Below are 19,966 nucleotides of genomic sequence, written 5' to 3'. Positions count from 1 at the left end.
CCGTTTATTATACCAAATTATAGGCAAAAAGAGAAAGAAAACCGAACCTTGCGGTTCGATTCTCTACAAAATATTTTCGTACGTATCGCGGACTTCTTGAGGCCAGACACTGGTCTGAACCTCTCCGATGTGTTTCTTACGAAGAAGGAACATGGCCATCCGAGACTGTCCGATACCCCCACCGATTGTCAGTGGGAAAAGGCCGTTAAGCAAGGCTTTATGCCATTCCAGCTCAAGACGATCTTCGTCTCCTGTAAGAGCCACTTGGCGACGAAGGGTATCCTCATCTACCCGAATCCCCATTGATGAAAGTTCAAAGGCACAACCAAGAGATTCGTTCCAAACGAGAATATCGCCATTCAACCCCTTGTAGCCATTTTCAGACTCTGTTGTCCAGTCATCATAGTCAGGTGCGCGGCCGTCATGAGGTTTTCCGTCAGGCAACTCGCCACCAATACCAATCAAGAAGACTGCACCAAACTCTTTACAGATCGCATTTTCACGCTCTTTCGGTGTTAAGTCTGGATAGCGTTCCACCAACTCTTCTGTATGGATAAAGGTGATTTGTTTTGGCAAGATGGATTCGATATCATAGCGGGCTTCTACGGCTAGCTCTGTTAGACGAATAGCCTTGTAAATCTTCTCAACGGTTTCTTTGAGATAGGCGATATTGCGTTGACCATTTGGGATAACCTTCTCCCAGTCCCACTGGTCCACATAAACTGAGTGGGTCGCGTCGAGCGAATCTTCGTCTGGACGAAGGGCCTTCATGTGAACAAACAGACCCTCACCTTCACCGAAACCAAAACGAGCCAAGGTGTGGCGTTTCCATTTGGCAAGTGAGTGAACGACTTCATAGGTTTCATCTGGAATCTGCAAAACCTTGACAGATACTGGATTTTCGACACCTGACAGGTTGTCCTGCATCCCATCCCCGACCTTGCTCAAGATAGGACCTTGAACTTCAACAACTTCTAACTTATCTTTCAAATACTGGGTAAAAGTGTTTTTGACAAAGGAAATTTCTTCTTGTTGATGAATAAAACTTTTCTTCATAAACAGCTCCTCAAAAATTAGTTAAAAGCATTATACACCTATTTCCAAGAAAAGAAAAGAGTAAATAAGAAAAAGTCAGTGCTCTTTTGAACACTGACTCTGTCATTCATTAATCGTTTCGACCAAAGATTCGTAAAATGCTAAGGAAGAGGTTGATAAAGTCTAGATAGATGCTGAGCGCCATCGAGATGACCCAGCCTGTCGCGACTTGTCCTCGTGACTGCTCATAAACATAGCGAATCTTTTGGTTGTCCCAAGCAATCAAACCTGAGAAAACCAAGACCATGGCAATACTAATCATGTAGTCAAAGAAACTATTGGCTAAAAATAGATTTACAACCATGGCAATAATGAGACCAACAAGCGCCGCCATCAAAGCTCGGCCCATTCCACTCAAATCTTTCTTAGTGAAAATTCCGATTGCCGCCATGACAAAGAAGAGAAGGGCACTGGATACAAAGGCTGATAAGACGGTCCCAGGTGTATAGAAGGCTACGACAAAACTAAGCGTAAATCCATTTAAAACAGAATAAACTAAAAATACTGGGAGAGCTGCTGGGCTATTTTTTGCAGCCATGCTACTTGCAACAAAGACTAGAGCAAGTTCTGCAAAAGTTGCAATCATCAACCAGAGACGGCCATGCATTAAAAAGTAGACCAATTGGGACTGAAAGACTGTCAACATCAAAGCTGACACGAGAGCTGATAGACCAATCCCAAGTCCCACAAAGGCATAAACCTTAGCGTAAAATTGATTGAGACCTGAACGTTCTTGAATAATCGTTTGATTCATTCTGATTCTCCTTTTTCTATAAATATGTCTTGATTATAACAAAGATTTTATAAATTAGCTGAAATAAAACATCAAAATTCCTGCTGCAACTGCCACGTTGAGACTTTCTGCTCGGCCTTTCATGCCTATATGAACCAGCTGATCAGCACTCTCAGCCATAACAGAACTAATCCCCTGTCCTTCATTTCCCATGACTAAAGCAAAGTTCTCTAGTGAAGAAAGCTCACGATAATCCTTTGACTCTCTCGATAAGGTCGTTGCCAGAATGGGCAAATCGCTCTTCTTTGCCTCTTCTACAAAGCTGGTAAGAGGCATACGATAGATAGGCAAATGAAAATGACTTCCTTGCATGGAACGCAGGGTCTTGAAACTGTAGATATCCGCTGACTTATCTGAAATAATAACCCCTGTAAAACCTGCCGCATCCGCCGTCCGAATCATGGTGCCCACATTACCAGGATCTTGAACATCCTCTAAAAATAGATACTTGCCCTGACGAAAATCAGGCAGCCCCTCTTCTTCTTTTTGAATCACTGCAACAATCCCTTGAGGAGTTTGCGTATCTGCCAAGTCCCGCAAAATCTCCTCTGAAACCCAGATAGTTTGAGGAAAAGCCGCTAGCTGATCTCGGTAACTTTCTAGGGCAAAGACCTTTTCAATCGTCACTCCTGCTTGAACAGCTTCTTCAAACAAGTGCCAGCCCTCAATCAAATAAGCAGACTTTCGATATTTTTTTTGATGTAATTTCTTGGCATTTTTTACCACAGAATTGGCTTTTGAGGTTATAATAGTCATAGAAATATTATATCACAATCAAAGGGGTTTGGTATGCAAAAGGTTAGAATGATTGCCCAAGGCAGGGTGCAGGGTGTTGGTTTTCGCTGGGGTGTTTATACTTTAGCTCTTGAAATCGGTGGTATCACTGGTCGTGTCTGGAATAACGATGATGGCACAGTGGAAATTCTTGCTCAGGCAGACTCCTCTGCAACTATGGCAAAATTTATCCAAGAAATCCGAAAAGGTCCGACACCTTTTTCAAAAGTTACCTATCTAGATGTACAAATGAGCAACTTTTCATCCTATTCGGACTTCAAAGTCGCAAATTAGGTCTCTAGAACTATTGTATATTTTACAAAAAAACAGTAGAATAGAAAGGTATAATTTTTAAAGAAGGAATGAAAACATTGAAATCTATTAAACGTTTTGCCCTCTCTGCTATGGGAGTGGCTATGCTACTCGTCTTGTCAGGCTGTGTCCAAGTAGACAAAGCAACAGGACAACCCACAGGATTGATTTGGAATACCATCGGAGCACCTATGGCAGAGGCCATCAAGTACTTTGCTACTGATAAAGGTCTAGGCTTTGGTGTGGCTATCATCATCGTAACCATCATCGTGCGTTTGATTATCTTGCCACTTGGTATCTACCAATCATGGAAGGCAACGCTTCACTCTGAAAAGATGAATGCCCTCAAACACGTCCTCGAACCACATCAAAAACGCCTCAAAGAGGCAACAACTCAAGAAGAAAAACTAGAAGCGCAACAAGCTCTCTGGGATACTCAGAAAGAACATGGCATCAGCATGTTCGGTGGAGTAGGATGTTTCCCTATCCTCATTCAAATGCCTTTCTTCTCTGCTATCTACTTTGCAGCCCAATACACTGATGGTGTAGCTAGCTCTACCTTCTTGGGTATCAATCTTGGTTCCCCAAGTCTGCTCCTTGTCGCCTTCGCTGGTATCCTCTACTATCTCCAATCACTCCTTTCACTTCATGGAGTAGAAGATGAGATGCAAAGAGAACAGCTCAAGAAAATGATTTACATGAGCCCACTCATGATTGTCGTCTTCTCCTTCTTCGCACCAGCCAGTGTGACCCTTTACTGGGTTGTCGGTGGTTTCATGATGATTCTCCAACAGTTCATCGTTAACTATGTCGTTCGTCCAAAACTTCGCAAAAAAGTTCGTGAAGAATTTGCCAAAAATCCACCAAAAGCAAGTTCATTTTCAACTGGAGGCGGACGCAAAGATGTCACTCCAAACCAAGCAACTGCGATTATGACTAATAAGAAACATAAAAAACGCAATGCTGGTAAACAACATTCTAGAAAATAAGAAAAAGACTTAGCCTCTCAGCTAAGCCTTTTTGCATCACAAAAGCCCGATGTCTCCATCAGGCTTCTTTTTTATCCATGAACACGTTTCATATAGTCTTGGTAGCTTTCTGTATCCATTAATTCCTTGGCATTCTTGACACGGTCTGCTGTTGGTGGTTTTACCCCTTCAAGCGAATAAGGAATCCCAAGTTCACGCCACTTGAACTCACCCATCGTGTGATAAGGCAAGATTTCAAACTTGTCAACATTTTTGAGGGTCTTGACAAACTTACCAAGTTCGATCAAATCCTCATCTCTATCTGTCAATCCTGGAACCAGCACGTGGCGAATCCAAACAGGCTTCCCGATATCTGATAGGTACTGGGCACAGGCCAAGATGTTTTTATTGGTTTGGCTTGTGACAATCTTATGCTGTTCTTCGTTGATTTCCTTGATATCCAGGAGAACCAAGTCTGTCACCGCCATGAGTTTATTAAACTTTTCGAGATAACGTGGTTTGTTACGGAATGGAAGGGCACAGGTGTCCAAGGTACAGTGGATTCCTTTTTCCTTGGCCTTGGTAAAGAGGGCAATTAGGAAATCAATCTGTAAGAGAGCTTCTCCTCCACTAACAGTGATTCCTCCCTTGTCTCCCCAGAAACCACGGTAGCGAAGAGCTTCTGTCAAGACATCGTCTACTGTCCGTTCGCGTGATTTATTGGTCTCCATAGCCCATGTATCGGGGTTATGACAGTACTGGCAACGCATGTGACAGCCCTGCAAAAAGACAATAAACCGAATCCCAGGGCCATCTACCGCCCCAAAACTCTCTGTCGAATGCACCATTCCTGTCACTTGTCCATAGTCAATTGTTTCTTCAGACATATCGTCACCTTCCTTGAAACCGTTTTATAGTTTTATTATATCACGAGTAAGGTGAAAAACAAGGTTTTTTTGTCTATTTTTTAGAAAGCAATCTGTTTTTCACTTTCATTTTCAATTTCTTTTACTGATCCGATTCAAAATCAAAACCATACAAGGTTGCAAAATAGTCCTCAGGACGCTCTGCACGGCGGATTTGGCGGGCTTTTCCTTCTTCGGTATAGAGGATTTCTGCCGAGCGTAGTTTGGCATTGTACTGGTAACCCATGGAGAATCCATGTGCACCTGTATCATGAATCACTAGCAAATCACCGATTTCTGTATGAGGTAGTTCGCGGTTCACTGCAAATTTATCATTGTTTTCACAGAGTGAACCGACCACGTCTACCACCTCAACAGGTTCATCTGGATGAGTCAGATTGGTGATATGGTGGTAGGCTCCATACATGGCTGGGCGCATGAGGTTGACTGCTGATGCATCAACACCTAGATAGGTACGGTAAGTTTTTTTCTTATGAGTGACTCTTGTGACGAGAGCTCCGTGAGGGGCTAACATAAAGCGGCCTAATTCTGTGAAAATCTTAACCTGACCAAGTCCTGCAGGTGTAAGAACTTCCTCATAAACCTTACGCACCCCTTCACCAATCACAGCGATGTCATTTGGCTCCTGCTCAGGACGATAGTTGACACCAATACCGCCGGAAAGATTGATAAAGTCTAGCGAAATACCCAACTTTTCCTTGATTTCAACGGCTAATTCAAAAAGCTGACGCGCCAACTCTGGGTAGTAGAGATGGGTGACAGTATTGGATGCTAGGAAAGAGTGAATCCCAAAAGTCTTGGCTCCTTTTTCCTTCAAAATAGCAAAGGCTTCAAAAAGCTGGTCCTTGGTCATCCCAAACTTGGCCTCCCCAGGATTGTCCATGATGTCTGTTCCTAGCTCAAAAACGCCTCCAGGATTGTAACGACAAGAGATAATTTCTGGAATGCCTGCCGCTCGCTCCAGATGTTCAATATCTTCAAAGGCATCCAAGTTAATAGTTGCGCCCAATTCACGCGCATAGGCATATTCCTTGTCAGGCGTGTTGTTAGAAGAGAACATGATTTCAGAACCGGGGAAATCCAGTTTATGGCTCATCAAGAGCTCCACGTAACTAGAACAGTCCACACCACAACCTTCCTCTTGGAGGATTTTCAAGATGGCTGGGGTTGGAGTGGCCTTGACGGCAAAATATTCTTTGAATCCCTTATTCCAAGAAAAGGCCTGGTTGACGGCTCTTGCTTTTTCACGAATCCCCTTCTCATCATACAAATGAAAGGGAGTCGGGAACTCTGCAACAATTGTTTCTAAATCTTCACGGCTGATAAATGGTGTTTTCATAAGCATCCTTCTATTCTGTTTGCAAAGAAAGGCTGGGACAATCGTTCCAACCTTTAGTTCTATCTCTTATTTGTCTTCGTCAAAGATATTTCCAATCTCAACATCGATGGATTGGTTCTTAACATCAATATTGGTAACCTTCAAGAGTGACTTGTAATCGAACTGCTTTTCACGTTCTTCTTGGGCATTGTCTGCAAAAACTGCGACACCAGCCAACTCTGAATCAAACTCACGCAAGAGGCTGATCATCCCGTTGACAGTTCCGCCGCCTTTCAAGAAGTCATCCACAATCAAGACACGACTGCCTGCCTTGAGGCTGCGTTTTGAAAGGAACATTTTCTCAATACGGTCACCGCTGGAACCTGAAACATAGTTGACGCTGACCGTTGAACCTTCGGTAATTTTCAAGTCACGACGCACAATGACAAATGGAACGTTGAGGACATTGGCAACTGCATTTGCGAGTGGCACACCTTTTGTTGCTACTGTCATAACGGCATCGATTTTTTGGTCCATAAAGCTCTTGGCAATGATACGCCCAATATTTTTCAAAATGGCAGGCGTACTAAGCAAATCAGACAGGTAGATGTAGCCACCTGGCAAGATACGGTCGCTTTCTGAAAGTTTGTCACGCAAGTCTGCGATCATTTCTTTGGCTTCATGACTCGAGATTGATGGTGTAAAGATAACGCCACCACCTGCTCCCGTCACAGTCTGAATATGACCGATTTCGATTTCCTCAAAGGCACGCTTGATAATCACGATGTCCTCTGAAATCGATGATTTAGCAGATTCGTACTTTTCTGCAAAGGTATTGAGACTGGTTAGTTTGTATGGATTATTAATCAAATAGTTGGAAATGACAACCATCCGATCACTTCTTCTTAATTTCATTTTTATTTACCATTCCATTTAATTTTGATATTTTATCCATTATACCATATTCACATAAAAAAACGAACATTATTGCGTAAAAAATGCTCGTTTTTCTTAAATTATTAATCTAAATCTGGTTTATAGAAGGAACGATTGTCCATAGCAAAGATTTTATTGGTCATCTCTCCTTTGTCCACCAAAGCTAGAGCTGTTGACATCATCATCATGCTGGCATCTAGATTGTCAATCATATGGATAATCTCTGCTTCCATAATGCGTGGACGGACTGGACTTCCATACTCTAGCAAGCCATGATGACTGAGGATGACATGGCGCAGTAACACCACTTCTTCTCTAGTATCATCGATGCCTAGTTCCATGACGGTCTTGGTAATTTCACTATCGATGAGAGCGATATGCCCAAGGAGATTGCCTCGAACTGTGTACTCCGTCTGGTCTGGTCCCGTCAACTCAATAACCTTGGCCAAGTCATGCAACATAATTCCCGCATAGAGGAGGCTCTTATTGAGCTGAGGATAGATCTCGCTAATGGCATCTGCTAAGCGCACCATGGTTGCTGTATGATAGGCCAAACCCGTCTCAAAGGCATGGTGGTTGGTCTTGGCAGCTGGATAGGAGTAGAATTCCTTATCATACTTGGTGTAGAGACTACGAACGATACGCTGCCAGACAGGATTTTCAATCTTGAAAATCATTTGTGACATGTAGTCACGGATTTCCTTGACATCAACTGGCGACTTGACCTTGAAATCAGCTGGATCATTGGGTTCCCCAGGCTGAGGCAAGCGAAGAGTAATTTGATTGACTTGAGGAGTGTTGTTATAAACTTCTCGACGTCCCTGCATGTGGACCACTTTCCCTGCGGTAAAGGCCTCGACGTTATGAGGTTGGGCATCCCAGAGTTTCCCTTCAATCTCGCCACTATCGTCTTGGAAGGTAAAGGCTAGGTAATTTTTCCCAGCACGCGTCTGTCTCAGGTCAGCTGACTTAATCAGGTAAAAACCTTCAAACAGCTCATCTTTTTTCATGTGACTAATCTTCATATTCTTCCTCATCTTCTTGGAAATGGAGTAGATCAAGCGCAGGCTCACCTTCTGATAACTCAATGTGACGGAGCGTCCGCTCGATAGCTGTGGTACGACGGTTTAATAATTCATCAATATTGCCAGAGGCATGTTGGAGATGCTTTTGTGCCTTGACCAGAATGCCTCCGAACTTGCCAAACTCGGTCTTGACGCTGGCAAGAGTCTTGCTGATATGGTCGGCACTCTTTTGGATATTGAGAGTCTTGAAGCCAACTGATAGAGAGTTAAGCAGGGCTGATAGGGTACTTGGACCAGCAACAATAATCTGCTCCTCCCGTCTCAAATCATCAAAGAAGACAGGATTGCGGACGATTTCTGAGTAAAGTCCTTCTGTTGGAACAAACAAGACTCCAAAATTGGTCGTTCGAGGCGGCGCCAGATACTTGCTCTTGATATCCTTGGCAAATCGCTTAACACTGGCTAGGAGTGACTTGCGACAACGTTCAATCTCGTCCTTATCGCCTGCTTCATAAGCTTCTTCTAAGCGGTAATAATCTGCCAGTGGAAACTTGGAGTCAATCGGTAAGTAGACATATTCTTGATCGCCTTGGCCAGGTAACTTGATGGCATACTCTACTCGTTCACTGGAGTTCTCAACCGTTGCAAATTCTCGTTCGTACTGGGCAGGGGTCATGATGTCTTCGATGATTTGCCCCAGTTGCAATTCACCCAGAATCCCTCGCGTCTTGGTTCCAGAGAGAACCTTGTTGAGGGCACCGACGTCGCGGGCAACTGTCTGCATCTCTCCAAGACCACGATTGACAGACTCCAGTTGCTTGGAAACTGTCTCGAAGGAAGCCTGCAAGCGCGTCTGCAAGGTCTTCTCTAGCTTTTCCTCGACCGTCTGGCGCATTTGTTCCAAACGTTGCTCATTTGATTCCTGCAGGGCCTGGAGACGTTGGTCAGTCTTGTCTCTGGTTTGAAGGAGATTCTCGTTCATCTCCTGTCTAACTTGAGTCAAGCCTTGGTGCAACTCCATTCGCACCTCCTGCAAGCGGTCACTGACAGCCACTTCCAAATCTTTTTGATCCAGCTGACTGGCTTGTCTGGCTTGTTCAAAGCGGTAATCCAGTTGATCTGAAAGATTGTCTGCTTGATCCTCCAAACTCTTGGCTAGGTATTTGTCTTGCTTATCCTGCCTTTGCCAAATGAGAAAGAGTCCAGCTAGGTTGGCAATTAATAATAGTAATAATACAGTCTCCATCCTACCTCCTGTCCTTGCTATGTAGCACGACGACATAGCCATCTGGGCAAGTCACCGAAACTTCCCTATCTATATATTCGTTAGAAGCGTACACTTTTTTAAAGAAAAAATTTTCCTCTGTCAACTCGTACTTGGCTCCGATAATGGTCAACTGACTATCCCGAACTGGCATAAAGGCTAGATAATCGTAGTCTGAACGGGGCTCTAGCTGACTGGTTCCTTCTGGACAATAGGCAATCAAGTTTTGCCCATCCTCAATCGCTATCTGGCGCATATAGGGTGCCAACTTGGGATTGCTAGGCAGAAAGACATTAGCCAGCATATGATCAATACGACCACCCAAAGCCCCAAAAATGGTCACTTGGCCTTGAGGATTTTTTTCAAAAATCGTTAAAAGTGCTAGTTCCAGATCCGTATCATCCTTTTCTGGCTGGGCTTGAACAAAGTGCTGGGCACGTGCATGAATCAACTGACGTTCGTCTGCAGTCACCGAATCAAAATCCCCAACTGCTAGAGCCAGAGGCAGATCTTCTTCCAAGACCCAGAGCGAACCGCGATCCACACCGACAAAGCAATCAAAATCCGTCCGATAATGACCGCGATCTCCGCCGGCAAAAACAGCAACCCTAGTCCAGTTGTTTTCTGAGAGTTTGCACTCGTTCATTGACATCTCCCTTAAAGACATAAGATCCCGCTACAAAAACTGTTGCACCAGCTTCTTTGGCTTGAGCAATGGTCTGGTCATCAATACCGCCATCGACTTCAATCTCAAAGTCCAAGCCTTTTTCCTCACGAAGGGAAACCAACTCACGAACCTTGTCCATGGTTTCAGGCAGAAAGGCTTGACCGCCAAATCCAGGGTTCACTGTCATGACTAAGACTTGGTCAACTAGGTGAAGGACGTGCTTGATCGCCTCGATAGGTGTCCCAGGATTGATAACAACCGAAGGTTTAACACCGAGAGAGCGAATTTTTTGGAGGGCGCCATGGATATGAGGCGTTGCTTCTACATGGATACTGATGATATCCGCTCCTGCACGCGCAAAATCTTCTAGATGATGCTCAGGATTAGCTACCATCAAGTGGCAGTCAAAGACCATCTTACTATGTGGACGAAGAGCTTCAACCACACCTGCACCAAAACTGATTTGCGGTACAAAATGACCATCCATGATATCGATATGGGCATATTCTGCACCAGTTGCTTCTAGGCGTTTGATTTCACGTTCAAAGTTGGCATAATCTGCTGCCAGAATTGACGGAGCAATCTTGTATTGAGACATAGGTTTCTCCTTATTTTGGAATTTTTTTGCTGACTTTTTTATAGGTTTCTCTGCGATTTTCAATCTCACTGAGAAATTGCAGGTAGTTATCAAAACGGAAGGATGCAATGATTCCTTCTTCAACAGCCGGCTTAACCGCACAGGACGGCTCATGGGTATGGGTACAAGTACGGAACTTGCAGTCTCGACTGACACTGGCAATCTCTGGAAAGGCCTGATTGAGGTCTTCAGCCGTTGACACTTCATAATCCAGCGATGAAAAGCCTGGTGTGTCTGCTATTTTACCCCCATTGAGGTTGTAAAAACTAACAGCTCGAGTGGTATGGCGACCGCGACCCAGACTGTCTGAGATTTCTCCTGTTTCAAGATTGAGATCTGGTGCGATTTTATTGAGGAGGGTTGATTTTCCAACACCAGTCTGCCCCATAAAGACCGTCACTTTCCCTGTCAACAGGGGCAGGAGTTCCTCCTTACTGGTCACAAAGTCATAACCAATGGCACCATAGGTTTGTTGGTAAAAACTTAATTCTTCGCTATCTTCCAGCAAATCCATTTTGGAAATATAGACGATGGGATGAATGCCCTTGTGTTCCAAAAGAACCAAGAAACGATCCAACAAGTTGCTGTTGAAGTCCGGTTCCTTGACGGACATGATCACCACAGCTTGGTCAATATTGACAATGGGTGGACGAACCAGACTGTTTTTCCGTTCGTGAATTTTGAGGATATAACCTTCTGAATTTTCCTCGGCAGAAAAGTCTACCCAATCCCCAACATAGGGCGTGTGGCCTTTTTTACGGAAATTTCCACGCGCGCGTGTCTGATAGACTTGGCCATCACTCTCTACATAGTAGAATCCTGCCAAGGCTTTAATAATTTGTCCCTGCATCTTAGAGTCCTTGTCCTTTAAGCGCATCAGCTAGACTGGCAAACTCTTCCAAGCTAAGTGCTTCCCCACGCACAGATGGTGACAAGCCCGCCTGATCCAAAGCCTTGGTCAGCTTATCCTTGACTTCCTCAGTCTTTCCAAAATAGCCTGTCAAGTTATTCCACAAGGTCTTGCGACGATGAGTGAAGCTAGCCTTGGAAACCTTAAAGAAGAAGTTCTCATCTTTTACTGCTACAGCAGGCTCTGGACGGCGCACCATTTTTAAAATGGCTGAGTCCACGTTTGGGGCTGGCACAAAGACCGTACGAGGCACGATGAAGGCAACCTTAGCTGTCATATAATACTGCACAGCAATCGACAAACTACCATAAGCCTTAGTATTTGGCTGTGCTGAGATACGGTCCGCCACTTCTTTTTGCATCATGACGACAAACTCACTAAAAGGAATGCCACTTTCGATCAAGTGCATGAGAATAGGCGTTGTGATATAGTAGGGCAAGTTGGCTACTACCTTAATCGGCAATTCTGGATTTTTGAAATTCTGGATATGTTGCGCCAAATCCACTTTGAGAATGTCCTCGTTAACCACTGTTACATTGTCAAAATCACGAAGAGTATCTGCCAAAATCGGTACCAAACGGTGGTCGATCTCAAAGGCCATGACTTGAGCTGCACGCTCAGCTAGAAACTCCGTCAAAGCACCAATCCCTGGCCCAATTTCGATAACATTGACCTGGTCATCAATTTCAGCTGTATCCACAATTTTTTGAAGAATATTGGTATCCGTCAAGAAATTTTGCCCGAAGGACTTTTTAAAGGTAAAACCGTGACGCTCCAGCACTGCCTTGGTCACGCTATAATCTGCAATTCTCATCTATTCTCTTTTCTATTTGTTAGCTAAAAACAATCTATAAACCCAAACAATTACCAACACCAAGAGAAACCAAAATCTCAAAGGAATATGGTACTCGTCATCTTTAGATTCGGCACCGTTCTCATTAAGCACTTGCTCATCTTCTTTGCGTGGTGCTTGCTCATTTTCTTGGCCTTGCGCTTGCTCGTCTTCTTGATATTGCTCTTGCTTTTGATTCTCTTCTTGATATTGCTCTTGCTTTTGATTCTCTTCTTGACCTTGTGCTTGTTTTTCTTCTTGCTCTTGTTCTTGCTTATCTTTTGGGCCTTGCATTTTCTTCAATTCATCTTGGTATGCAACCGAGTCTAGAATATTATCTTCTGGCAATAATTTTGAGGCATAATAATCAGGAAATCCCATAGCAGACCAAATTACGTTCTTTTCTGTTAAAGAAAAATCCAATTCTTGGGGTTGATTTTCCTGAATGGCTCGGATATTTTTTATAAGCTTACGCGAAGCTGTAGTCAATCCATCCATATCAGCAACTTCTAAAACATCAAATCCTAGCATGTCACCTGCTTTGACATTTGCAAGAATATAGCGAACAAAATCATCATATAGTTGCAAGGTCTGAGGAGCGTTCTGTTCTAAAAAGGAGCGATTTTGGGTGGCCTTTTTCTGGAATTTTTCAATAGGAAGTAAGATATTAAATTTTTTCCATAGAATATTAGGCATTCGCACATCTTTTTCATCCCAAAATAATTGCCAAAAATAAGGAATAGTGTAAACTCCCTCCGTTAAAATACGTACATCTTTCCCGTTTTTTAAATAAATATAGCTTCTATTTGCCATATCGTTTCCTTTCACCATTTTATGAAGGCTTTACCTTCCGTCAAAGTCACCCCAAACAGGGCCAACTGTTTAGATCGCCTCTTGTTGTCAAAAAATCAATGCATATTGTTCTAATTTTCATTCATTATCTTTTAAGAAAATCATTTATTCTCTTTTCTAATAGGAACGGCGATATATCCAAACAAATTCATTTCCTCTAGAACTCTGATGAATCAGGTCTTTTAAATAGATATTGGGATTCGTCAGTTCTTTTGTTTCTGTATGATAGCTTGTTATTGTCTGCCCACCATGTCGGAGAAGCCACTCTGTATCCAATCTAGGCAAATATCTGTCCTTTTGAAGAAAATCACAAAATTCCTCTACTGTCATGTCCTCAGGAACTTCAAGTTCTACCTTGTGAGGCAGAACATCATCCCCCATACAGATAGACACTCTATCAACGATTATTTTCATCTCTTGATCAACCTTTAGCTCTTCCTTCTAGTTCCTCACTGAACAGTTGCATTTCTTTAAACGCTTTGTCACTGACATAAACACCCGCTTTATAATACTCAGTCTGGTTAATGGCATAGTCAAAGATTTCAATCATGCCTCCAGCGTTTTCAATCATCGCGCTCCAATTTTCATCGAAAACCATTCGCAAACGTTTCCAATCAGTAAACACTGAAACCGAATTTCGTCCATTTTTTCCTTCTCTAGTCGGAAGATTAAATGTAGCAGATTCTTCTAAAACATGAGCATTACTTTCCTGACTAGGTTCAGGAAATCCTGATGTTGCATTTATAGGAAGAAGGAATTTAGCTTTTGGCATTGCCATTGAAAAGAACTTATAATAGAGTTTATAAATTAATTCTTCCTCTTCTGTAGTCGGTCTATCCATCTGTCCCATCAAAAGCATCCATCTCACAATATCAGGGTTCATAACAGGAACTTGTATCTCTGGCAAGCCTGAAAAATCTGGTTTTTGAACTAAAATAGAAGAACTTATACTAACTTCTTTGGTATTAAAGAATGCTCCTAAAGCACCGTTCAAGTAAAAGGCTGTTCCAAGAAAATTCTCAATTCCTTTTTTATCTTCCGTATTTTCAATCCGTTTTACCACTTTTAATTGGTTTTCAATTGTTTCCTTATACTGATGATACCAACGAGGGGTAAATAGCATAATCATCGGGTCAGTGCATAGATAGCCTTCGTCACCTCTATCATATGTAGTTGAGAAAAGATAAGGTTCCCCAGTATTTTCTGAATAAACAGCATAAATCGAATCTGCTTCTAGCAACTTGTCCTTGACAATTTCTGCTAGACGCTCTGACTTACGAGTATTTTCTTGATTGCTCTCTTCACTTTTTGATTTTTGACGGCAATCCCATAAAAAAGCCTGTAAAATTTCGATACTATCATCAAGACTAAGATTCTGATAGTCCTCATCGCTTACTTTACCTTCTTGAATAGTCACAAAAGTTCGATAGAGAGCATAAGCATAGCTAGATAAACGCTTTTTCTCATCTACACCAGGACTACAGAGCACACTTCCCTTTTTTAACTTAGCTAGAGAGGGAAGCATATCGATCTCTAGATAAACTAACTCCTCATCGCTAAGGGAATTCACATCCTGCTTTTGGCAAGAAAGTTTTTTCACGACTACAGTTTCAAGAGTATCCATACCTTGATCGGGATTGCAAAACTGAAGACGATCACCAACTGTCAAACTCCCTTCCAAAGTCGCAGCAATCAGTAATTCCCTCTTTTCTTTCATCGGGAAGAAACCCAAAACTCCTAGACAAGCATCTCCTTTGATTTCTTCTGTTGTCTTCTGTGCTTCTGTCTTTTTAAAAAAATCAAAAATTCCCATTGCTTTTCCTCATTAATTTCACCCAAGTGCAGATTTTATCAATTATCTTTTTTTATCAGGCATGGTATTGAGCATAGTTGAAGCATATGCTATTACCTCTATTGTAACACATTCCCCTTATATTTTCGGGTTATCTGGTTATTGTTATCACTTTTCAGAACTCTCCAAACAGATTTCGATATCTAAATTTCTTTCCACTCTTGAAGTAAGCATAAAATTTATTTTTCTAATTCTTTATAGATTGTCTCTTGAAAAGGTCAGTTGTTCAAGTAAGGAATAGAGTTTTGCTTGCCCCTCTTCTTCGTAAGCAGATCTATTTGCTTTTACCTCCCTGCATTTCTCGTCATACAAAAACCCGTCATATCCATCTTCTGTAGATAAGGCTGTATAGACTTTGGCCATTTCTTCCGGACTAATTGAAAATCTTGACTTGATTTTATACAAATTTTTCATAAAAGTGCTGAGGTGATCATAGCGACGCATATCAACTTTGACATTGGTCACACGGATTGCCTGAACCTTGATACCTTTCCAATGTTTCCGCATATAAAGCGACAGCATCAACAAGGCCAGTTTATTCTGATAATAAGTCTTAGCAGGATTGTAATGTTTTTGACCGGATAAATTTTCAAAATCAAGCTTCATGAAGGGATAAATCATTAGCCCTTGGGAAGAAATATTAATAATCCGACCACTTTTTGACTTTTCCAACAAACCCTTTAACAAGGTAGAAAGTAAAAAGGGAGCAACCACGTTGGTCGCAAATTGCTTTTCTAAACCCTCCCTAGTCAGGATTGGCTTTTTGAACGATAAGTCAAAATCAGCCGCATTGTTAATTAAAACATCTAAAGCCTCTTCTTTTTGGATATACTGTTCTACCGCTTCCTTGACACTTTTCATCTCAGATAAATCAACCAAGATATAATCTACATGCGGATTTCCTGTTTGTTGACGGATTTTTTCACAGGCTTGCTCAGCTGCTTCTTTCCGTCGGCAAAATAGAGTTACCGACCAGCCCTTTTCAGCCAACTGTTTAGCAGACTGGTAGCCAATACCACTATTGCCACCCGTAATAATCACTTTATTCATTTCTGACTCCGTTAGTCTGAATACTTAGCCATCATTTCTTCCACTTCTGCCAAGGTTATCCCAAATAACTCTAAGCGCTTGAGGAGTTGCTTGCCGTTGGAATAGCCGATGCGGAGCTGTTCGCCTAGATACTCTCGGCGCCTACGGCTGTCTGCTCCCGCTAGGAAACCTAGGCGAATCAAGTCACCACGACTGATGTCAAACTCGTTCTTGTTTTCAAATTGCTCTGTCACCTGAGCCAGCGCTGTTTTTAGGTCTTCATAGCTGGCGTGTTCGATTCCCAGAGAACGTCCCTTGGACTTGGATTTGGGAACAGCCTCATCTCGCTTGAGGAAGGCATGCTGGACTGTTGGAATGGCCGTCATAATCATGCGCCGAATCCGCTCACCGTTAAAGTCAGGATCTGTAAAGACAATGACCCCATGCAGTTCATGCAGGCGTTGAATTCGCTCTATATCTTGATCATTGATTGCCGATCCTCGTGTTTCATAGGTCTCTACGTCAAAGTAACGTTTGAGATTGGCCGTATCATCGCGACCTTCAACCACGATGACTTGTAAAATTTTTTCTTTCATTACTTGCTGTCCAATCCAAAGATACGCTCTGCATTTGCAGTCGTTGCTGCCGCCAGCTCTTCTGTCGTCATCCCACGCAAGTCGGCGATAAAGTCCACCACATAGCGTGTGTAGGCTGTTTTGTTTTCACGGCCACGTTTAGGAACAGGAGCTAGGTAAGGGGCATCCGTCTCTACCAAAATCTTGTCTAAAGGAAGTTCTCTAGCAGCCTCTTGGATATCCGCCGCTTTTTTAAAGGTCACCACACCTGAGAAAGAAATAGTCATTCCAAGCTCGACAAACTTCTCAGCCCACTCAAGAGAACCTGAAAATGAATGCATAATCCCACCACGAGGACCAACGCCCTCGCTCTTGATAATCTCATAAGTATCTTCTAGCGCATCACGGGTATGGACCACAAAAGGCAAATTCAAATCCTTAGACAACTGAATCTGACGGCGAAAAACCTGCTCCTGCACTTCCTTAGGTGCTGTCATCCAGTGATAGTCCAGTCCAATCTCACCTAAAGCAACAACCTGGGGATGTTTTAGTTTTTCAAGCAAGTAAGCTTCGACCTCGTCTGTGTAAGTCCCTGCTTCCGTCGGATGCCAGCCAATAGTTGCGTAGAGTTGCTCATACTCATCTGCCAACTCTAGGGCTCGTTCAATGGTCGGTTTATCAAAACCAACAATATTCATCTGTGTCACACCCATCTCAGCCGCCGAGGCGATTTCTTCTGCCTCACGTCCTGCAAATTCTTCTACATTTAAATGTGTGTGCGTATCAAAAATCATCTCTTCTAACCTCATTTTCTTCCATCTATTATACCAAAAATAGCATCCCCCGGCTTGTAAAAATATTCTAATACCGATCATTCTCCCTTGACTGCATTTTTTCAAAGCAGTATAATAACACTTATTGAAATTTTCATCAAAGGAAAAGAAAATGTTTAGAAAATTAAAATATACCTTTATCGGTCGACCACTCAAGTCTCTCACAGATGGTGAAGGGGGATTACTTGGAAAAATGCAGGCACTTGCAATGTTATCTAGTGATGCCCTGTCTTCTATTGCCTATGGACCTGAACAAGTCATTCTCGTTTTAGTCAGTCTCTCTCCTCTCGCTATTTGGTGGAGCCTCCCTATCGGTATTTTTGTCCTCTTACTCCTCGCTAGTTTGACCATTTCCTATCGTCAAATCATCCACGCCTATCCTCAAGGTGGAGGAGCTTATATGGTCACTCGGGAAAATCTCTCCCCTGAACTAGGCTTGATTGCAGGAGGCAGCCTCCTTGTTGACTATATGCTGACAGTAGCCGTATCCGTTGCGTCTGGAGCTGATGCTATTACAGCAGCCATCCCTGCCCTCCATCCCTACAATCTTCATATCTCTATTTTCCTAGTCTGCCTGCTCATGCTCTTGAATTTAAGAGGATTGAAAGAATCTGCCAGCTCTCTAATGATTCCCGTCTACCTCTTTATCTTCAGTACCGTCTTTCTCTTGCTTTATGGGTTCTTTCAACTATTCACAGGTTCCCTAAACTATCAGGCGACTTCAACCATTGGGCAAACCGTTCCGAGTCTTTCCATCGTTCTCCTATTGAGAGCCTTTACCAGTGGCTCTGCCTCTCTGACAGGGGTTGAAGCTATTTCAAATGCGGTACCATTTTTCAAAACTCCGAAAGAAAAGAATGCTGCTCAGACCTTGACCATCATGTCCTTGATTTTAGGTTTTCTTTTTGCAGGCATCACCTTCCTAAACTACTGGATGGGCATCACTCCTCAAAATGGAGAAACCATCCTCTCGCAAATGGCCAAGGGCATTCTTGGTGATTCATTCTTTGGCCATGCTAGCTACTATCTCTTCCAGTTCTCAACAGCCTTGATTCTAGCTGTAGCTGCAAATACTGGCTTTTCAGCCTTCCCTATGCTGGCTTACAATATGGCTAAAAACAAGTACATGCCCCATCTCTTTATGGAAAAAGGGGATCGCCTTGGCTACTCCAACGGTATCTTAACTCTGGCTTTTGGAGCTATGATCCTTCTTCTCATTTTTAACGGGAATACTGAACGCTTGATTCCTCTTTATACTATCGGGGTCTTCGTTCCCTTTGCCCTTTCTCAGACTGGGATGATTCGTCATTGGAAAAAGGAAAAAGGAGCAAACTTCTTAAAACCTGCCTTTGCTAATATCCTAGGGGCCATCATTTGTTATGCTATTGTTCTCATTTTACTCCTCTTCAGACTGGGTGATATCTGGCCATTCTTCCCAATTATCCTAGTCTTAACCTTCCTCTTTTTGTCCATTCACAGCCATTACCAAAAAGTGGCAAAACAACTGCGACTCTACGAAGGAATTGAAAAGCGCACTTACGACGGCAATCTTGTCCTTGTCCTAGTAGGAAATGTTACTCGAGTAAGTGTTGGAGCCATTAACTACGCTCAAAGTATCGGTGACGAAGTGTTAGCCATGCACATTTCTACTAAAGAAACGGCAGAAAAAGACCAAGAAATTCTTCAGGAATTTGCCGATTACTTTCCAAGTATCACTCTGAAGAATATCAATACTAGCTACCGCGACATCATCACCCCTAGCGTTAAGTATGTCAAACGAATCGCCCAAGAAGCTAAGCAAAAAAACTACACTGTTACAGTCCTTGTCCCACAGTTTATCCCTAACAAGCCTTGGCAAAATATCCTGCACAATCAAATGAGCCTTAAACTAAAATACGCTCTCAGATGGCATGAAGACGTCGTTATCGCTAGCTACTCTTATCACTTAAAAGAATAAACAAAAACTCAAAATCAGTAACTTATATCTGGTTTTGAGTTTTTTGTATGTGACCTTTTAAACGAGCCCTCCATGAGTTTCATCTAAAATGACCGATTTCGTAGACAGTTCACTCTTTATGATAAAAAGAAAAGCCAGTAGACTCGAGTTCCTACTGACTTCTTTGTTGAATTCGTTTGGATTATGCAGCCAAAACTTTGCGTCCTTTACGACGACGAGCTGCCAATACGCGACGACCGTTTTTAGTTGACATACGGTTACGGAATCCGTGTTTGCGCGCACGACGAAGTTTACTTGGTTGATAAGTACGTTTCACGATGAATACCTCCTCATAGATTTTGTATTCGTTTAGCCGGCTATAAAGTGATCAGTTACTAAACATACTTTACTATTCTATCTGATTCTGACCTA

The 19,966-nt window shown here is 42.7% G+C and carries 22 protein-coding genes; 3 read left to right on the top strand and 19 right to left on the bottom strand.

The features are described from left to right. Positions 1–63: 63 nt before the first annotated feature. The 3 genes from V470_01200 to V470_01190 form a co-directional block, all read right to left on the bottom strand. Complete coding sequence (locus V470_01200) at positions 64–1,056, bottom strand: asparagine synthetase AsnA (GenBank protein ID AHZ47070.1); 993 nt, start codon at positions 1,054–1,056, stop codon at positions 64–66. Between the two features lie 109 nt (positions 1,057–1,165). Further along, positions 1,166–1,849: a membrane protein gene (locus V470_01195; protein AHZ47069.1), complete on the bottom strand. Its 684-nt coding sequence runs from the start codon at positions 1,847–1,849 to the stop codon at positions 1,166–1,168. Positions 1,850–1,903: 54 nt separating this feature from the next. Continuing rightward, the gene (locus tag V470_01190; GenBank protein ID AHZ47068.1) at positions 1,904–2,644 is read right to left on the bottom strand and encodes an RNA methyltransferase; all 741 of its coding nucleotides are present in this window, start codon (positions 2,642–2,644) and stop codon (positions 1,904–1,906) included. 33 nt (positions 2,645–2,677) lie between these two features. Between V470_01190 and V470_01185 the strand changes: the two genes are divergently transcribed. Together V470_01185 and V470_01180 are read left to right on the top strand one after the other, a co-directional pair. Beyond that, positions 2,678–2,956 (top strand): acylphosphatase, encoded by a 279-nt coding sequence (locus V470_01185; GenBank protein AHZ47067.1) that lies wholly within the window; start codon positions 2,678–2,680, stop codon positions 2,954–2,956. A gap of 77 nt (positions 2,957–3,033) precedes the next feature. Beyond that, positions 3,034–3,963 (top strand): membrane protein, encoded by a 930-nt coding sequence (locus V470_01180; GenBank protein ID AHZ47066.1) that lies wholly within the window; start codon positions 3,034–3,036, stop codon positions 3,961–3,963. A gap of 71 nt (positions 3,964–4,034) precedes the next feature. Here the strand turns inward: V470_01180 and pflA are convergent, their stop codons facing one another. From pflA to V470_01105, 15 genes are all read right to left on the bottom strand, one after another. Further along, a complete protein-coding gene (pflA, locus tag V470_01175; GenBank protein AHZ47065.1) occupies positions 4,035–4,829 on the bottom strand; it encodes a pyruvate formate lyase-activating enzyme 1 in 795 nt (264 codons plus the stop codon). Positions 4,830–4,950: 121 nt separating this feature from the next. Next, complete coding sequence (locus V470_01170) at positions 4,951–6,207, bottom strand: diaminopimelate decarboxylase (GenBank protein AHZ47064.1); 1,257 nt, start codon at positions 6,205–6,207, stop codon at positions 4,951–4,953. 66 nt (positions 6,208–6,273) lie between these two features. Beyond that, positions 6,274–7,101: a purine operon repressor gene (locus tag V470_01165; GenBank protein AHZ47063.1), complete on the bottom strand. Its 828-nt coding sequence runs from the start codon at positions 7,099–7,101 to the stop codon at positions 6,274–6,276. A 104-nt stretch (positions 7,102–7,205) separates the two neighbouring features. Then, a complete protein-coding gene (locus tag V470_01160; protein AHZ47062.1) occupies positions 7,206–8,147 on the bottom strand; it encodes a 3'-5' exonuclease in 942 nt (313 codons plus the stop codon). Further along, positions 8,137–9,393: a recombinase RmuC gene (locus V470_01155; GenBank protein AHZ47061.1), complete on the bottom strand. Its 1,257-nt coding sequence runs from the start codon at positions 9,391–9,393 to the stop codon at positions 8,137–8,139. Before V470_01155 ends, V470_01160 begins: the two co-directional genes overlap by 11 nt. 1 nt (position 9,394) lies before the next feature. Then, positions 9,395–10,057: a thiamine pyrophosphokinase gene (locus tag V470_01150; protein AHZ47060.1), complete on the bottom strand. Its 663-nt coding sequence runs from the start codon at positions 10,055–10,057 to the stop codon at positions 9,395–9,397. Next, positions 10,020–10,676 (bottom strand): ribulose-phosphate 3-epimerase, encoded by a 657-nt coding sequence (locus V470_01145; protein AHZ47059.1) that lies wholly within the window; start codon positions 10,674–10,676, stop codon positions 10,020–10,022. Before V470_01145 ends, V470_01150 begins: the two co-directional genes overlap by 38 nt. 10 nt (positions 10,677–10,686) lie before the next feature. Then, a complete protein-coding gene (locus tag V470_01140) occupies positions 10,687–11,565 on the bottom strand; it encodes a ribosome biogenesis GTPase RsgA (GenBank protein ID AHZ47058.1) in 879 nt (292 codons plus the stop codon). A 1-nt stretch (position 11,566) separates the two neighbouring features. Further along, positions 11,567–12,439: a 16S rRNA methyltransferase gene (locus V470_01135; GenBank protein ID AHZ47057.1), complete on the bottom strand. Its 873-nt coding sequence runs from the start codon at positions 12,437–12,439 to the stop codon at positions 11,567–11,569. Positions 12,440–12,451: 12 nt separating this feature from the next. Next, positions 12,452–13,270: a dimethyladenosine transferase gene (locus V470_01130; protein ID AHZ47056.2), complete on the bottom strand. Its 819-nt coding sequence runs from the start codon at positions 13,268–13,270 to the stop codon at positions 12,452–12,454. Positions 13,271–13,426: 156 nt separating this feature from the next. Then, complete coding sequence (locus V470_01125; GenBank protein AHZ47055.1) at positions 13,427–13,723, bottom strand: hypothetical protein; 297 nt, start codon at positions 13,721–13,723, stop codon at positions 13,427–13,429. A gap of 7 nt (positions 13,724–13,730) precedes the next feature. After that, the gene (locus V470_01120; GenBank protein ID AHZ47054.1) at positions 13,731–15,122 is read right to left on the bottom strand and encodes a hypothetical protein; all 1,392 of its coding nucleotides are present in this window, start codon (positions 15,120–15,122) and stop codon (positions 13,731–13,733) included. Positions 15,123–15,356: 234 nt separating this feature from the next. Next, complete coding sequence (locus V470_01115) at positions 15,357–16,211, bottom strand: dehydrogenase (GenBank protein AHZ47053.1); 855 nt, start codon at positions 16,209–16,211, stop codon at positions 15,357–15,359. A gap of 11 nt (positions 16,212–16,222) precedes the next feature. Continuing rightward, complete coding sequence (locus tag V470_01110; GenBank protein ID AHZ47052.1) at positions 16,223–16,786, bottom strand: DNA primase; 564 nt, start codon at positions 16,784–16,786, stop codon at positions 16,223–16,225. After that, positions 16,786–17,559, bottom strand: coding sequence for a hydrolase TatD (locus V470_01105; protein ID AHZ47051.1), 774 nt, complete (start codon positions 17,557–17,559; stop codon positions 16,786–16,788). Before V470_01105 ends, V470_01110 begins: the two co-directional genes overlap by 1 nt. A gap of 151 nt (positions 17,560–17,710) precedes the next feature. On the opposite strand from V470_01105, the gene V470_01100 reads away from it, so the two are divergent. Further along, positions 17,711–19,555, top strand: coding sequence for an amino acid permease (locus V470_01100; protein AHZ47050.1), 1,845 nt, complete (start codon positions 17,711–17,713; stop codon positions 19,553–19,555). A 181-nt stretch (positions 19,556–19,736) separates the two neighbouring features. On the opposite strand, the gene V470_01095 is transcribed toward V470_01100, so the two are convergent. Next, complete coding sequence (locus tag V470_01095; GenBank protein ID AHZ47049.1) at positions 19,737–19,871, bottom strand: 50S ribosomal protein L34; 135 nt, start codon at positions 19,869–19,871, stop codon at positions 19,737–19,739. Between the last annotated feature and the right edge of the window lie 95 nt (positions 19,872–19,966).

Source organism: Streptococcus sp. VT 162 (genome assembly GCA_000688775.2).
Lineage (GTDB): Bacteria > Bacillota > Bacilli > Lactobacillales > Streptococcaceae > Streptococcus.
The sequence above is the reverse complement of the archived record's forward strand: the minus strand, read 5'-3'. Positions and strand labels throughout refer to the sequence as shown.

Excerpts from the sequence above, each read along its gene's own strand:
- V470_01120 (AHZ47054.1), bottom strand. The coding sequence starts at position 15,122 with ATGGGAATTTTTGATTTTTTTAAAAAGACAGAAGCACAGAAGACAACA.
- V470_01135 (AHZ47057.1), bottom strand. The coding sequence starts at position 12,439 with ATGAGAATTGCAGATTATAGCGTGACCAAGGCAGTGCTGGAGCGTCAC.
- V470_01130 (AHZ47056.2), bottom strand. The coding sequence starts at position 13,270 with ATGGCAAATAGAAGCTATATTTATTTAAAAAACGGGAAAGATGTACGT.
- pflA (AHZ47065.1), bottom strand. The coding sequence starts at position 4,829 with ATGTCTGAAGAAACAATTGACTATGGACAAGTGACAGGAATGGTGCAT.
- V470_01105 (AHZ47051.1), bottom strand. The coding sequence starts at position 17,559 with ATGATTTTTGATACGCACACACATTTAAATGTAGAAGAATTTGCAGGA.
- V470_01160 (AHZ47062.1), bottom strand. The coding sequence starts at position 8,147 with ATGAAGATTAGTCACATGAAAAAAGATGAGCTGTTTGAAGGTTTTTAC.
- V470_01145 (AHZ47059.1), bottom strand. The coding sequence starts at position 10,676 with ATGTCTCAATACAAGATTGCTCCGTCAATTCTGGCAGCAGATTATGCC.
- V470_01200 (AHZ47070.1), bottom strand. The coding sequence starts at position 1,056 with ATGAAGAAAAGTTTTATTCATCAACAAGAAGAAATTTCCTTTGTCAAA.
- V470_01140 (AHZ47058.1), bottom strand. The coding sequence starts at position 11,565 with ATGCAGGGACAAATTATTAAAGCCTTGGCAGGATTCTACTATGTAGAG.
- V470_01165 (AHZ47063.1), bottom strand. The coding sequence starts at position 7,101 with ATGAAATTAAGAAGAAGTGATCGGATGGTTGTCATTTCCAACTATTTG.
- V470_01190 (AHZ47068.1), bottom strand. The coding sequence starts at position 2,644 with ATGACTATTATAACCTCAAAAGCCAATTCTGTGGTAAAAAATGCCAAG.
- V470_01110 (AHZ47052.1), bottom strand. The coding sequence starts at position 16,786 with ATGAAAGAAAAAATTTTACAAGTCATCGTGGTTGAAGGTCGCGATGAT.
- V470_01170 (AHZ47064.1), bottom strand. The coding sequence starts at position 6,207 with ATGAAAACACCATTTATCAGCCGTGAAGATTTAGAAACAATTGTTGCA.
- V470_01150 (AHZ47060.1), bottom strand. The coding sequence starts at position 10,057 with ATGAACGAGTGCAAACTCTCAGAAAACAACTGGACTAGGGTTGCTGTT.
- V470_01155 (AHZ47061.1), bottom strand. The coding sequence starts at position 9,393 with ATGGAGACTGTATTATTACTATTATTAATTGCCAACCTAGCTGGACTC.
- V470_01100 (AHZ47050.1), top strand. The coding sequence starts at position 17,711 with ATGTTTAGAAAATTAAAATATACCTTTATCGGTCGACCACTCAAGTCT.
- V470_01115 (AHZ47053.1), bottom strand. The coding sequence starts at position 16,211 with ATGAATAAAGTGATTATTACGGGTGGCAATAGTGGTATTGGCTACCAG.
- V470_01195 (AHZ47069.1), bottom strand. The coding sequence starts at position 1,849 with ATGAATCAAACGATTATTCAAGAACGTTCAGGTCTCAATCAATTTTAC.
- V470_01185 (AHZ47067.1), top strand. The coding sequence starts at position 2,678 with ATGCAAAAGGTTAGAATGATTGCCCAAGGCAGGGTGCAGGGTGTTGGT.
- V470_01125 (AHZ47055.1), bottom strand. The coding sequence starts at position 13,723 with ATGAAAATAATCGTTGATAGAGTGTCTATCTGTATGGGGGATGATGTT.